Consider the following 14,345-nt stretch of genomic DNA (forward strand, 5'->3'; position numbering starts at 1 on the left):
TTATTAGCGTCAATACCATTCATAATTCAAATTCTTGGTTCACTAACTTTACGCTTTATATTTTTAAATTTTTGAAGGCGAGTTTCTTTTAGTTCTTTTTCTTTAGCGATCTGTTGTTGCCTATCTGCGTCAGTGAGAACTTTCTTTAGGGCGTTCAGGTTGATCTGGGGTTGTGTAACAACAGTACGCAGAAGTGTTTCAAAATGTCTTAGCATCCGGGTCATGCTGGAAGCTTGAAATATCTCTGAGTTATACTCCAAGTCCACAATCAGCCCTTGCTCTGTATCTGTAAGGTTTACAAACAAGTCAAACTTTGCTGTCCCGGTATCGCTATTCAACAGCCTTAGAGTTAGATCCGAAAGCTCCAAGGGTGGTAGTGGGGGTTGGATAATAAACTTGACCTGAAATAGCGGCATAAGATCTAGAGTCCGCTTTAGCTTGAGAACTTCTACTAATTTCTCAAATGGCAGATGTTGGTGAGCATAAGCAGCTAATGTCATTTCTCGCACCCGTCCCAACAACTCTTGAAAAGTGGGATTACCTGATAAGTCTGTGCGTAATACCAGTTGATTGACAAAAAATCCAATCAAACCTTCAATTTCGGCTCGGTCACGGTTGGCAATATCAGTACCTACAACTATATCATCTTGGCTGGTGTACCAATGTAGTAAAGTCTTAAAAGTCGCTAGCAGTGTCATAAACAATGTCACTCCTTTCTGCTGACTTAAGACTTTAAGGTTTCTTGCTAGATCCGGGGGTAATGTTAGATATTCCTTGGCACCCCGGAAAGTTTGAACTGTGGGTCGGGGACGGTCAATAGGCAGTTGCAACACGGGCAAGCTGTCAAGCTGTTGCTTCCAGTAGGAAAGCTGAGTCTCTAAGACTTCCCCTTGCAACCATTGCCGCTGCCAAGCAGCAAAGTCCACGTATTGGATTGGCAATTCAGTTAACGGTGAGGGTTGTTCATTACAGAAGGCTTGATAAAGTGTTGCGAACTCACGTATTAGCACGCCTAGTGACCAACCGTCAGAGGCAATATGGTGCATGGTCAGTAGTACTATGTGCTCTTGTTCACCAAGGCGCAGTAGTTTTACCCGCAGCATTAGGTCACTTTTGAGGTCAAACGGTTGTTGCGCTTCTTTATCTGCCAGTTGCCTGACTTCAACTTCTTTTTGATTTGCAGGTAATTCACTAAGGTCAAATACAGGCAACAGTAGCGGTATTGCTGATGAGATAACTGTTACGGGTTGTCCTTCTACGGTCTGGAAATTCGTTCGCAAAGCTTCATGACGGCGCAGAATTTCGTTGAAACTTTGTTGTAATGCTCTTATGTTTAATTGTCCCTCTAGGCGAACAGCCGCAGGCATATTGTAGAAAGGATTGTTTGGCTGTAACTGAGCTAGCAACCACAGTCGCTGTTGTGCAAAAGATAGAAGTAACTCTTGCGGCCGTGAAATTTGCTCAATGGGCGGTGCTTCTAGTCCTAAACCTGCCTTGGTAGTTGTTTCAATGTTTAGGGCTAACTCTGCTATTGTAGGCTTCTCAAACAGACGACCCAAGGGAAGCTCTACCTGAAAAACCTGCCGCACTTGGGAAATGACACGAGTCGCTAGAAGGGAGTGTCCCCCCAACTCAAAGAAGTTGTCGTGAATGCCTACTTTCTCAATAGCGAGAACCTCTGCCCATATCCCAGCTAGCATTTCTTCGATGGGGGTAGAAGGAACTACAAAGTTGACTCCGGACTGAAGTTGTGTAAAAGCAAACGCTGATAGCGATCGCCTGTCCACCTTGCCATTAGGCGTCAAAGGCAATGCCTCTAACGTCATGAAAGCAGAAGGAACCATGTACTCAGGTAGTTTTTCCTGTAAAAAGCTGCGTAGTTGTGGCACTAATTCACGCTCAAATTTCGCCTTTAGAGGATTATTGGCATAAAAAGTCCAAGGTTTAGGGCGAACTGTTTCACCAGGGAAAGCAGGAAATATTTGTTTTAATCTTCTTGCCGCCATCGGGCATCGCGTCAATATCACATCGTAACTGCCATCGACAGCAGCACTTGCCCAACTGATGTCGATAGCATACGGTAATTCGCTCTTCAAGGTCCATAGGTCTTCTGGATTTACACCAGATCCAGTATCAATTGACTCTAAGGCTTGCTTTATATCGCCTACTGTCTCAGATCCAGAGTCACTGGCAAGCAGTTCTACTGTTTTGACTTCTGCTAACAGACGCGCATTTGGCACACGTCGTAGCCCAAGCATCTCGGGTTTTGTTGATTCTAGCAGTTGACGGACAGAAGTCACTGTTAACTTTTGCTCCTGCCAATCCAACCAGGGGAACTCTTGAGCGGAATTTACTTCAGCGTTTACATGGAGAATCACATCATAGCGGAACTTAGTAAGCTCATTTTGATGATAACCACGCTTGGGATAAATCTGGACATGACTGATTTTCGGGAGATGTTGCTTCAGAGCTATGAAGAATGCTGGATCGATCGCCAGTTCTTTTTCTTGGGCAATGCTTTGTTTTACCCGCTGCTGTAGCTGGGTTTTGGATAAAAAGGAGGGTGCACGATACAGCTGAACTGAGCTATGAAAAGCTTCTAAGAGTGGCAAGCTACGCACATCTCCGATAAAAATAAAGCCTCCAGGCTGTACACGAGCTACAGCGCCTTCCAATACGCGAAGCAGATAATTGATGCTAGGAAAATACTGAATCACAGAGTTGAGGATGACTGCGTTGAATGTTTCCGCTTCAATTCCCTCAAAGTTGTCTGCCTCTTTTTGGCAAAGAGTAACTTGTGTCAGCTGCTGCTTCTTTATATTCAACTGCTGTTGAATATAGTCTAGAGCTTCTTGCGAAAAGTCCGTGCCCCAGTATTGGGTGCAGTGGGAAGCGATTTTAAACAGTAGTAGACCTGTACCACAACCAATCTCCAGTACACGGGTCGGTTTAAGGGTAAGGATGCGCTCTACTGTATGCTCCACCCACTCGTGCATCTCCTCAACGGGAATAGGCTGACCCGTATAACTGCTATTCCAGCCAATCAAATTGAATGTTGGGTCATGATGCACAGAGGTTTTGCTGTAATTTTCATCCCAGACAAGCTTCCATTGCGAAACCTGTTCGTCATAACTGGATGCCCCTGGTACTAACTCTTCTAAGCTCTGGTGTTGTAAATTTTGAACTATATAGGCCACTAAGCGGTTGTTGCCCGAGCGATCCTCTTGCGCCAAGACCACTGCCTGTTTTACTACTAGGTGTTGGCTCAGTACGGCTTCAATCTCTCCGAGTTCTATGCGGAAGCCCCGGACTTTTATCTGATGGTCAATTCGTCCCAAAAACTCTATCTCTCCGTTTGCTCGATAACGAACTAAGTCTCCTGTTTTGTACAATCTTGCTGACGGTTTGTTATTAAAGGGATTGGGAATAAATTTCTCAGCAGTTAGTTCCGGACGGTTAAAATAGCCTCGTGCTAGTCCATCGCCACCTATGTGAAGTTCTCCTGGTACACCAACAGGAACTAATTGACCGTGTTGGTCTAGAATATAAAACTGTGTGTTAGCAATCGGGTGACTAATTGGTACAACGCTGGTGTCTTTTTCTACTAGACACGCTGCTGACCAAATGGTGGTTTCTGTAGGACCGTACATATTCCACAGGAAGTCACACCTATTGAGTAATTGATTTGCTAGGTGTCCAGATAAAGCTTCTCCGCCACAGAGAATTTTCAATAGATGGTTTCCCTGCCAGCCTGCTACCAAAAGTAGTTGCCATGTCGCTGGTGTGGCTTGTATGACTGTAGCATTTGAGTGAGTGAGTAAAGCTGACAACTGCGTTCCGTCCGAAGCAACTTCCCGGCTAACGACTACCAGGCGAGCACCCACTATAATTGGCAAGAAAAGTTCCAATGCGGCAATATCAAAGGAATAGGTGGTGATAGCCAGCAAGGTATCTCGCTCGCTTAACCCAGGCTTTTGCCGCATAGCATGCAAGAAGTTGCTCAATGCACGGTGGGGAATTTGTACACCCTTAGGTTTACCTGTGGAACCAGAAGTGTAGATTGTATATGCCAAGTTTTCACTGGTTGCCTGATTGATGGGATTAAGAGCGCTCTGTTTGGTAATCTCCTCCCAGTCGGTGTCCAAGCCCACTGCCATCGCTTTGTGTGTTGGCAAAGCTGCAACTAACTTTTCTTGAGTTAACAGCACCGATATCTGCGTATCCTCTAATATGAAAGCTAACCGTGATTGTGGATATGCAGGATCTAGCGGTACATAAGCTCCACCTGCCTTAAGGATGCCCAACAGCCCGATGAGCATAGAGAGCGATCGCTCCACACAAATTCCCACCAATACCTCTGGTCTCACTCCTAGCGATCGCAGATAGTGCGCCAATTGATTAGCCCGCCGATTCAGCTCCCGGTACGTTAACTGTTCATCTTCAAAGACCACTGCCACAGCATCCGGTGAGCGCTCCACCTGAGCCTCAAATAGCTTATGGATGCACTGGTTATGTAAGTAGTCTGTTTTGGTGTTATTCCACTTCACCAGCAGTTGCTGACGTTCCACCTCTGTCAAAATTGGCAATTCGCTGAGGTGCAGCTCTGGATGGGTGACGATGCTTTCTAGCAAGGTTTTATAATGTCCCAGCATCTGAGTTATCGTAGCTGCGTCAAACAGGTTGGTGTTATACTCCATCCATCCTGTCAGTCCTTGCTCTGTATCTTTAAGGCTTAGGAACAAATCATACTTTGCTGTTCCATTATCTACCTCTAATGGGGTGATAGTCAAGTTTTCCACTTCCAAGGGTGGCAATGGGGCATTTTGGAAAATAAACAAAACCTGAAACAGCGGCATCCGACTCAAGTTTCGCTCTGGGTTAAGAACTTCCACCAGCTTTTCAAATGGCAAGTCCTGGTGGGCATAAGCCCCTAAGGTTACTTGGCGCACCCGTGCTAGTAACTCTTGAAAGGTAGGATTCCCAGAAACGTTAGTGCGTAACACCAAGTTATTGATAAAAAACCCGATCAACTGTTCAATTTCTGGGCGATTGCGGTTAGCAATCATAGAACCGACAACGATTTCTTCTTGACCTGTGTATCGGTGCAACAACGTTTGGAATGCCGCCAGCAGGGTCATAAACAGCGTCACATCTTCCTGCTGGCTTAAGGTCTTGAGTGCTTCAAGTACTGGCTTGGGCAGCGCAAAAAGGTGCTTTGCACCTTTAAAGGTTTCTACTGCTGACCGAGGTTTATCGGTAGGTAGTTCTAAAAGAGGGAGATTTTTCAGCTGCTGCTTCCAGTAAGCTAACTGATTTTCTAACACCTTTCCCTGTAACCACTGCCGCTGCCAGACAGCAAAATCGGCATACTGGATGGGCAGTTCTGATAGGGACGAGGGTTGCCCCTGGGCGAACACTGTGTAAAAGTCAGCTAGTTCGCGGACGAGAATCCCCAGCGACCATCCATCGAAGACGATGTGGTGCATGATTAACAGCAAAACGTGTTCTGCTTCAGAAAGCTGTATAAGTCTAGCTCGTAGTAACACATCTTTGGTTAAGTCGAAAGCTTGTTGAGTTTCGGCAATTGCCAGTTGCTGAATTACTGCTTTTTGCTCAGATGCTGGCAATTCATACAGGTTCACCAATGGTAGCGTCACTCTTAAGGTTGGGGCGATGACTTGAATTGGTTGTCCTTCTACTGTCTGGATACTCGTGCGTAGAATTTCATGGCGGCGCACAATTTCGTTGAAACTCTGTTCCAGTGCTACCACATTCAGCGAACCCTTGAGGTTTACAGCTACAGGTTCGCTATAAAAAGCGTTATCCGGAGCAAATTCATGCAGAAACCACAGCCGCTGCTGGGCAAACGATAAAGCTGCAGGCTCGGTTTGAGAACGTCGAGGAATAATTTTTAATTGGGAATTAGACTCAAATTTACCTCGCAGCCGCTTTTCTAGCAACTCTTGCTGAGTGGGTGAAAGTTTTGACCGTCGTTGTAAAAGTTTATCTTTTGTGTTGTCCATAACGCCCCTATTAAACTACAAGCACTCTTGATGCCTTCTAATTACGAATGTTGACCTTTACGTATTCAGGAAAGGGTTGAATGCGTGTAAGTTCATTTTCTAAAATTTGCAAATCACCTCTCTTCTCAGCTTCCTTAAAACCAGCGAACTTATAAGATACATACATCATTCTATTACGATTGTTTGAGACGAACTCAGAACGCAAACGGACGTTGTTATTTTTAGCCAATGTCATAATATAGTTCAGCATAATTGTGCCGACGCCTCTGGACATAACGCGACAAGACATCAGCAAAAGTTTTATAGTCCACACTAGCTCTTGGCATTCCACAAGAGCTAAGCCAATTTTGCCGTAACTGCCGTACTTATCATCCAAACTGGCAATCAGCAGTTTATGCTTATCCGATTGGCAAAAATGATTTAGTTCATCATAGGAGTATGTATAGCCAGTTGTATTCAATTGATTGGTTCTGACTGTTAATTCTTCGGCTCTCTGCAAATCCTCTTCTTGGGCAGAAGAGATAGTAAAAGTCATATTGAGTGTAGCTAAAAATTCTTCTTGAGTTCCAACAAAGTTTTTTTCGGAATTATTTCTATCTACATCACTAATATACATTAATCGTCTCAGTTTTGAATCCTCTGTAATAAAACGAGGATTCATTTCTGGCATATCTAGTATATGTGCTAATTCAGCGGCATTAATACAAAGGACTTCAGGAAGTGAAAAATTGACTTCTTCCAGTTCAAATAATTGGTCATCTATAAAGGCAAATGTATCGATTCCAAGATTGAGGGACTGAGCAATTTCGTGAATTGAACTAGATTTAGAGTTCCAATTGATTTGGGGATACAAAAAATATTCGTGTAAACCAAACTCTTGGAGTTGCGCCATTGCTCTAGCGTAATCATTTTTACTGGCAATAGATTGCAAAATGCCGCGACTATCCAATATTTTGATAATATCGACTACCTGGTTTCGCAAAGAAACGCGGTCATCTTCTAACAAAACACCATTCCAAAGCGTGTTATCTAAATCCCAAACCACGCATTTAATAGCTTTTTTATCGGCTTGTTTATTATTTGAAAGTTCAGCTTTTGTGGTAATCATGTTCTCACGTCCTTGCCAATAAGTTTTGAGATACAGTGGGAGCAGGCTGTGACATATACTCCTGATAACCGTAATCAGCGATGGTTATCTGTTGTATTTGCGTGCTTCCTTCGATGATTTCCATAATTTTGGCATCTCGCAAATACCTAGCAACAGAATATTCACTAGTACAACCATTGGCACCGTGGATTTGGACAGCATCATTTGCGACTTTGGTTGCTGTTGTGGATGCAAAATATTTGGCGATAGAAGTCTCTATTATCGAGTTTGGATCGCTAATCTCTTTGAGATAGCCAGCTTGATAACACAGTAATCTTGCTGCTTTCACATTAGCTATCATTTCAGTTATCATCTGCCGAATTAATTGATGTTCTTTAAGATAAACACCAAACTGCTGTCGTTCGCTTGTGTACTGAATACAAGCTTCTAAACAGGCTTGAGCAATACCCACAGAACCCCATGCAACACTGTATCTTCCATAATCTAGTGCAGAAGAAGCCACGTAGGAAAAACCAAAACCTAACTTACCTACCAGATTCTCCTGGGGAATCCGACAATTGCGAAAGTGCAATTGAGCGAGCATGGAAGCCCGAACACCCAACATTCCAGAAATCGGTTGTATCGAAAGTCCTGGGCTGTTCTTTTCAACTAAGAAAGCACTAGCTTTCCCCGAACATTGGGCAAACACTAAAAAGACATCTGCAATTTGTCCGTAGGTAATCCATTTCTTTTGACCATTTAAGACATAAGAGTCACCAGAAAGTGTTGCTGTAGTTTCTATACTTTTGGCATCGCTACCTACATTAGGTTCACTTAAGGCAAAAGCAGCTATGACTTCACCAGATGCTAATTTGGGGAGCCAATATTCTTTTTGAGACTTATTCCCCCATTTATAAAGAGCATGAGCAACCATGTTGTGAACTGTGAGCAAACTCCGCAACGAAGAACATCCCCGCCCAATTTCTTCGTTAAGAAGACCATAAGTAATAATATCTATATTTTTACCACCAAAAACTTTAGGTAAAATGGCACCCAAATATCCGATATTAGATAACTTTTTAATAAGTTTTGGAGGAGTAAGCTCTTCTCGATCGCAAAAATTTGCATGAGGAACAATCTCTTCGTCTACAAAAGCTCTAAATTCAGCTTGAGCGTTTTTTTGTTGAGCAGTCAACTCGATTCTCATTTTTTGACTTCTATATAAAAAGATTCACAAATGTTGATAATCTTACTTTTGTGCAACTAAAGTTGTCTTGCTTTCTATCAAACGAGTCATAGCATTTATCGTTCTAAAATTTGCAAAATCCAAATCTTCATTTTCAATCGTAATTTGAAATTCTTGTTCAAGAAACAATACAAGTTGCATGGCAAACATAGAATTGACAAAACCAAGAGAAAAGATATCCTCATCTAGCTGTAAATCATAATTACGGAAAAAACGTGAAAGAAATCCCTTGATTTTTGTTTGTATTTCTTGCATTTTTTAATTCACCTTCGTCTTAAGGACAACTAGAAAAATCTTGACTCCCGCTCTGCTCTCAACTTAGCTATTTCCGACCCTTATCTCTTCTGTATTTTCCACAAACCTACAGTTAATTCATACAGCATTTTTCAGGTAAATGAAGTACATTGGTAGGGGCGCAACGCCTTGCACCCTTACAACTGTAAATATTTTTTGGAGTGGGAAAAGGCGAATCTTTTCAAATAGCTCCGTTGTAAGTATAAAAACCTTGTCCACTTTTGCGACCATGCAGCCCTGCATCTACCATTTTTTTAAGTATTGGGCATGGTCTGTATTTGCTGTCGTTGAAACTTTCGTACAAAACTTCGATGGAGAAAAGAATCGTATCTAATCCAATTAAGTCGGCAGTTTCTAGCGGTCCCATTTTGTGTCCGAAGCAAGTTTTGAAAATTCTATCCACTTCTTCCACTGAAGCAACTTGGTCTTGTATCAGAAAAATCGCTTCATTTATAGTCAACATTAAGACTCGATTAGAAACAAAACCTGGCGAATCATTGACAAGAATGCCTTCTTTTCCCATCTGTGCCAACAATTCTTTTGCTGTCGAGATTGTTTCATCAGATGTGTGATACCCGCGAATCATTTCCACCATCGGCTTCATTGGTACTGGGTTCATAAAATGCATCCCAATAACTTTATCAGCACGCTTAGTTACTGAAGCGATGCGAGTAATGGAAATGGCAGAAGTATTGGCTGCAAATACAGTCTTCTCAGGACAAATCGCATCTAGCTGTGCGTATATCCCCTTTTTAATATCCCACTTTTCCGTGGCATTTTCAATAACAAATTCTGCTGATTCAAGAAATTTGTAGTTGGTAGAAAATTTAATTCGATGCAGAATATTGTCAGGGCTTTCTGCTTGCTCCTTTTTCTGGAAAAAACCTTGAAAACGGACGTTATTCCTAATTTCCTTTTTGGCATTCTCTAAAATGTCTTCGGAAATATCTACTAAAATCACTTGATGACCAGTTTGGGCGAGATTTTGGGCTACCCCAATTCCCATCACACCTGCTCCGACTACACCGACAACTTGAATTTTCATGATTTTTATCCTGAATCGCTCGACCTTTGCTATCTAATTTGACAATTGCATATCAGGAGTTTTATCCCTTTCCCAAGTCGAATTAAATTCGTCTGAAGATAATTGTTCTATTTCTTCTATGAGAATTTCTTCAATAACCAAAGCTAACTCAGCTACAGTAGGCGCTTCAAAGAGAGAACGAACAGGTAGTTCTACCTGAAAATTTTTGCGAAGCTGGGAAATAAGTACAGTTCCCGTTAAAGAGTCCCCTCCTAATGCAAAGAAGCTGTCATGAATACCAATCGGCTCAATACCCAGTAACTCTTGAAAAATGTTAGCGAGTTTGTGCTCTACATAATTACTAGGAGCAACATAAGCATTCTTTAAATTCGGTCTTGAGTGACGAGAAGATAAATTGGCTTGTTGAAAAGCATTTTTCTCTTGTCTTAATTCTAGCTTAATCCATTGGTCAATTCTAGATTGTAAATTACCAGTCGAGACAACTATTTGATGATATTGACTCCACAAAAGAAGACGGTCAAGAGCATTGATACCTTCAGGCGGTTTGATAGCAAATTCCGCTAAACTTGTACCTGTAGGTATTTGTTGATTGTCTGCTCCAAATTGCCATACATCCCAGTTGACGCTCATCCAAGGAACAGGATTTTTCTGATTGTGCTGGTAAGCAAAAGCGTCCGTCAAAAGACTTGCTGCTGAGTAGCCAACAGAGCCTAATCCTCCTAAAACAGAGGTTAACGAAGACATCAACAGACAAAAATCAAGCTTTTGGGACTGCAAAACCTCTTCCAAGACTAACAGTCCCTGCACTTTTGCTTGAAATTGCTGCTCGTACTCAGTACAGTCTATCTCTACAATAGGACTAAATAACTTCTCTACGGGTACTTTAGCTGTGTGAAACACTCCATTGAGTTCACCAAACTGCTTTTGTGCCTTTGCTTTCGCATTTTGCATCTGTTCTAAATTTACCACATCGGCGTTCAAGATTAAGACTAATGCCCCCAGCTTTTCCAGTTCCTGCACTCTGAGAATCTTGCAGCTGATGTTATCCTGCTCATCGTGAGTTACCAGCCACTCTTCCCACTCCTCTCGGTTGGGAAAATCTTCCCGCTCCAAAAACAGCAGTTTTGCTTGTACTGTTTTTGCTAGATGTTCGGCTACCACAAGTCCTATCTCTTCAAGTCCACCAGTTATCAGGTAAACTCCTTGTTCCCTTAACCTTGGTGTTTCAGGAACGCTTGCATCCAATTGCACAGGCTCAAAGGTTTGCACCCACCGTTCCAAACCACGGTAAGCGATTGCTGAGTCAGAAGAATTGGCTCTAAGCTCGTTCAGCAATTGCTCCACAAATTTCTCTTCTTGCCAACTTCCTGGTGAGGGAATAATAACATCAATGCTGCGACATTTAATATTTGAATATTCTTGTGGGATAACTTTAACAAGTCCAAGTACAGTCGCTTTTTCCGGACAAACATTTTCAACTCCGGTTACTGCTTGCGTATTGTTAGAAATAACTGCAAGCTGTAACTCATCAGTAAAATTCTGTTTTCCAAGCGCCTGTGCCAAACACAGCAAGCTGTGAAATCCTCGTTCTTGGGCTGTGTTAAAGTCCGTCAGTTCTGACTGTGTTACACTCCACAGATGAATAATTCTTTTTGGTGTTAAATTTTGAGCGTGAAGTTCTTTGAGTAGGGTGTTGTAATCATCCCATTTTTGAGGATTTATTGTATATGTACGCTTGCTAAACTGCTCCCCTTGTGGGTTGCTTCTATTGCTAAATTGTTCCCCAACTTTGACGGCGATCGCATCATGACCTTCAAGCTCCAGTTGCTTCACGATTCGAGTGCCCAACCCATACTCATCGACAAAAACCAACCAACATTCTGCTTGTTTGACCCGACAATTTGACTGCGGTGGTAGCGAACGTTTCCATGAAGGGATGTAGAACGACCCAAGGAGGACCGCGCAATAGCTCAAAGACAATAGTTTACTATTTGTATGAGCAAGCGTTTACTAATTTGGAAATTAGCTATGCTTGTGCAATTGGGCTCGTGTTATTTTTAATAATTTTAGGTTTATCCATTTTGCGATTATTACTTGACCGTAATACAGGAGAGAATTTCACAAATTAAGTTTTTGCTCTTCAGACACAATATAGTATCCTTCTTCAAACTGCCGATTCCATTTAGTAATTTCTCCCAATCCTTGTTTAGCTGCCCAAACTGCCATTTGATTGTTTGTCTTAAAACGAATAAGAGCATTCATCTTTCTTGCAAATTCTCGTCCTAGTAAATCCCATAGTTCTCCTAACTGTGGGACTTTTTCATAATATCTTTTAATTAATTCTTGAGGTTTTTGAGTTATGTAGTAGCAGTGCTTTTGCTTTGCACATTCTATCTCTACTGCTGTTTCAAAATCTATTTCGTACTTACGTGCTTCTTGGAGAAGATTAAAATCTACAGAGCAAATCTTAACTATGTTTTCCAAATAAGAAACAAAACGATTTGCCTCAGGCTCATTAAATTCCTTAAGAACAATATGGATTTTGCCTAAGCCTATTTTTGTCATATAACATTCTATGACACGATTATTTATTAGATACCATAAAATTTCAACTTCTTCAATGATAGGGCTGCGATTGAGCATCCATTCCAGTACTATATCCGCATCAATTAGAGCTGGCAGCATCTCTATTCCCCAATCTCATTATTTGTATCATTACCAGGATTTTGAATAGCGGGATCGATATTATTAAGTACTTTGACTGCTATTTTTTTTGAAGTATCAAAAGCTTCTATTGGTAATTTTGTCAAAGAAACTCTGGTTTCTGTTCCAAATTTTTGTCGCCAATCTTCAATTGATTCTTCAGAAATCGTAGGCTCTGGTTGCACAATGGAAGGTTCTGTAAAATACTCATAAACACCTTCATAGGCATTGTCAATCGTGTATAAACCTGGCTTTACCTCTTTAACCATTAATTTGCTATTGTTCAAGGGTCGAATTCCACTTGGCTCGATCATACTTAATTTTACTTTAATGTTCCTGACAAAATACTAGCTCCTACCATGATAATTCGATAAATTTGATTTAGCACGCTTTCTGACTGGAGAATTTCGTGGATTTCAGTGGTAGTATCAATGGTAAAAAGTCCAATTAATTCATATTCTCCAATTATATTTTTAAAAGCATTTTTAAATTTTATACATTTTTCAAAGTTTTCCTCAGTCATTTCTATAATATTTTTCCAATTTAAAATTGGTACAGTTATTATAGTTTTTCTCTCTTTAGGTATTTTATTTACTTGAGGTTTGGTTAGGTTAAATAGGGAAGGGTCTTGCTTTAAATTTTCAACTTGATTTAAAAAAATTTTCTTCTCTCTCCATGCTTCTCCCCAAGCTCCTTTGTTATTCATATTTATTTCCCAATCAATATCGGCGTCTTCGTCCATATTGTATTGATAGGCGATCGCAAATTTATCTTCTTCAGTTGGCAGCATGACATAAGAACGGCAATTTTTCAAAATTCTAGTTTCTTCCAATTCTTTAATAACGATTTTTAGTGTTGGTTTAACTAGATAGGGCGGGGCGTGCAAAGCCTGCATTTTTTGAATGGAATTGTTAACTTTTTTCCATTGAGATAAGTTTAATGCGATGAAGCTAGAGGTTACAGTATATCCTCTATAAAAAAGATTTTCTCGTTGTTCTGCATTTATAGAAAAATCAAGTGTTTTGATGCTTGTAGGTATAGGGATGCGTACATGATAAACTTTATCTATAACCGTTCTGAGTAAGTCATCTCCTGCATCTATTACAGTTGCCAGCATATCACTACAGAACGTACTCAATTCATATTTTTTTGTTTTAGCACTAGAGGAAATTTTGATATCCTCTTGTTGGTATAAGTCAAATGCTATGACAGGTTTTTGATTGTTCTTCTGTTCTTGCTTAAATAAAAATATTGGTAAGTTGCTACTCAATCCACCATCTACTACAATACTATCATCGATCCCCGTCACTGGAGTAAACACAAACGGGTAACTCATGGATGCCCTGACTGCTTGAATAACAGAACAATTTAAAGCTTCCTCTCCTTCATCTTTAGGATATATAACAACTTTATGAGTTTTGATATCTGAAGCAACAACCTTTAAAGGATAGCACCCAATATCCTTGAGATTTTGAAAAGTAATGTCTGTCGCTTCTTTGATTTGTTGTCTTAGATAGGATGGGCTATTTTCTACTTTGTCGCTATCTTGAATCTTTTTTAAAAGAAATTTAGTCAGTTTATTGGCATTGCAAAAACCTAAATTTTGTTTAAGTTCGGTTATTAAATCTAAATTCTTAAATAAAACTAAATCTTTTGAAAGACTTTTAGAAAAAGCATTGGGTAGCTCTTTCAAACGTTGCAACTTTTTTTCTGCATCATCCAAAAAATCATGAAAATTAATTTCCTCTACCATGATTTTTTTTATTTTTTCTGGAGAATATCCTACAGTTGCTAGTAAGGCGACAATACTTCCTGCAGATGTTCCACCATATCCTATAAATTTTATGCCTTGTTCTTCGGCTGCTTTGAGACCCCCTACTAATGCAGCACCCTTGACTCCACCGCCGGCTAAAATCGCGTAAGCTTGCATAGACATAAAAAAGTACC

Annotated in this window: 9 protein-coding genes and 1 pseudogene; 1 reads left to right on the forward strand and 9 read right to left on the reverse strand. The window is 40.9% G+C overall.

The window, feature by feature from the left end; translation table 11 throughout:
• Window positions 1-26: 26 nt before the first annotated feature.
• From ACYRY3_RS22465 to ACYRY3_RS22490, 6 genes are all read right to left on the reverse strand, one after another.
• On the reverse strand, window positions 27-6,023 hold the full coding sequence (locus ACYRY3_RS22465; protein WP_460203856.1) for a non-ribosomal peptide synthetase: 5,997 nt from the start codon (window positions 6,021-6,023) through the stop codon (window positions 27-29).
• A 37-nt stretch (window positions 6,024-6,060) separates the two neighbouring features.
• Window positions 6,061-7,131 carry an HAD-IIIC family phosphatase gene (locus ACYRY3_RS22470; RefSeq protein WP_460203858.1) on the reverse strand — a complete coding sequence of 357 codons (1,071 nt, stop codon included), beginning with the start codon at window positions 7,129-7,131 and terminating at the stop codon, window positions 6,061-6,063.
• 4 nt (window positions 7,132-7,135) lie between these two features.
• Complete coding sequence (locus ACYRY3_RS22475) at window positions 7,136-8,317, reverse strand: acyl-CoA dehydrogenase family protein (protein ID WP_460203860.1); 1,182 nt, start codon at window positions 8,315-8,317, stop codon at window positions 7,136-7,138.
• Between the two features lie 42 nt (window positions 8,318-8,359).
• Entirely contained in the window at window positions 8,360-8,611 is a 252-nt protein-coding gene (locus ACYRY3_RS22480) for an acyl carrier protein (protein WP_460203862.1), read from the reverse strand.
• Between the two features lie 220 nt (window positions 8,612-8,831).
• Window positions 8,832-9,695, reverse strand: a complete 864-nt coding sequence (locus tag ACYRY3_RS22485; RefSeq protein ID WP_460203863.1) for a 3-hydroxyacyl-CoA dehydrogenase family protein — start codon at window positions 9,693-9,695, stop codon at window positions 8,832-8,834.
• A gap of 33 nt (window positions 9,696-9,728) precedes the next feature.
• A complete protein-coding gene (locus ACYRY3_RS22490) occupies window positions 9,729-11,675 on the reverse strand; it encodes an SDR family NAD(P)-dependent oxidoreductase (RefSeq protein ID WP_460203864.1) in 1,947 nt (648 codons plus the stop codon).
• Here ACYRY3_RS22490 and ACYRY3_RS22495 point away from each other — a divergent pair.
• Window positions 11,642-11,824, forward strand: a pseudogene (locus ACYRY3_RS22495) (sugar ABC transporter permease); the annotation flags it as partial. The gene ACYRY3_RS22490 and the pseudogene ACYRY3_RS22495 overlap by 34 nt on opposite strands.
• On the opposite strand, the gene ACYRY3_RS22500 reads toward ACYRY3_RS22495, so the two are convergent.
• Genes ACYRY3_RS22500 through ACYRY3_RS22510 form a run of 3 tightly spaced genes read right to left on the reverse strand, consistent with a single transcriptional unit; the run spans window position 11,814 to window position 14,334 of the window.
• Window positions 11,814-12,380: a PIN domain-containing protein gene (locus ACYRY3_RS22500; RefSeq protein ID WP_460203866.1), complete on the reverse strand. Its 567-nt coding sequence runs from the start codon at window positions 12,378-12,380 to the stop codon at window positions 11,814-11,816. The pseudogene ACYRY3_RS22495 and the gene ACYRY3_RS22500 sit on opposite strands and share 11 nt — an antisense overlap.
• A 2-nt stretch (window positions 12,381-12,382) precedes the next feature.
• The gene (locus ACYRY3_RS22505; protein WP_460203867.1) at window positions 12,383-12,685 is read right to left on the reverse strand and encodes a hypothetical protein; all 303 of its coding nucleotides are present in this window, start codon (window positions 12,683-12,685) and stop codon (window positions 12,383-12,385) included.
• A 35-nt stretch (window positions 12,686-12,720) separates the two neighbouring features.
• Window positions 12,721-14,334 (reverse strand): patatin-like phospholipase family protein, encoded by a 1,614-nt coding sequence (locus ACYRY3_RS22510; RefSeq protein ID WP_460203868.1) that lies wholly within the window; start codon window positions 14,332-14,334, stop codon window positions 12,721-12,723.
• Window positions 14,335-14,345: the final 11 nt, after the last annotated feature.

It is taken from the genome of Scytonema sp. NUACC21 (assembly GCF_054684315.1).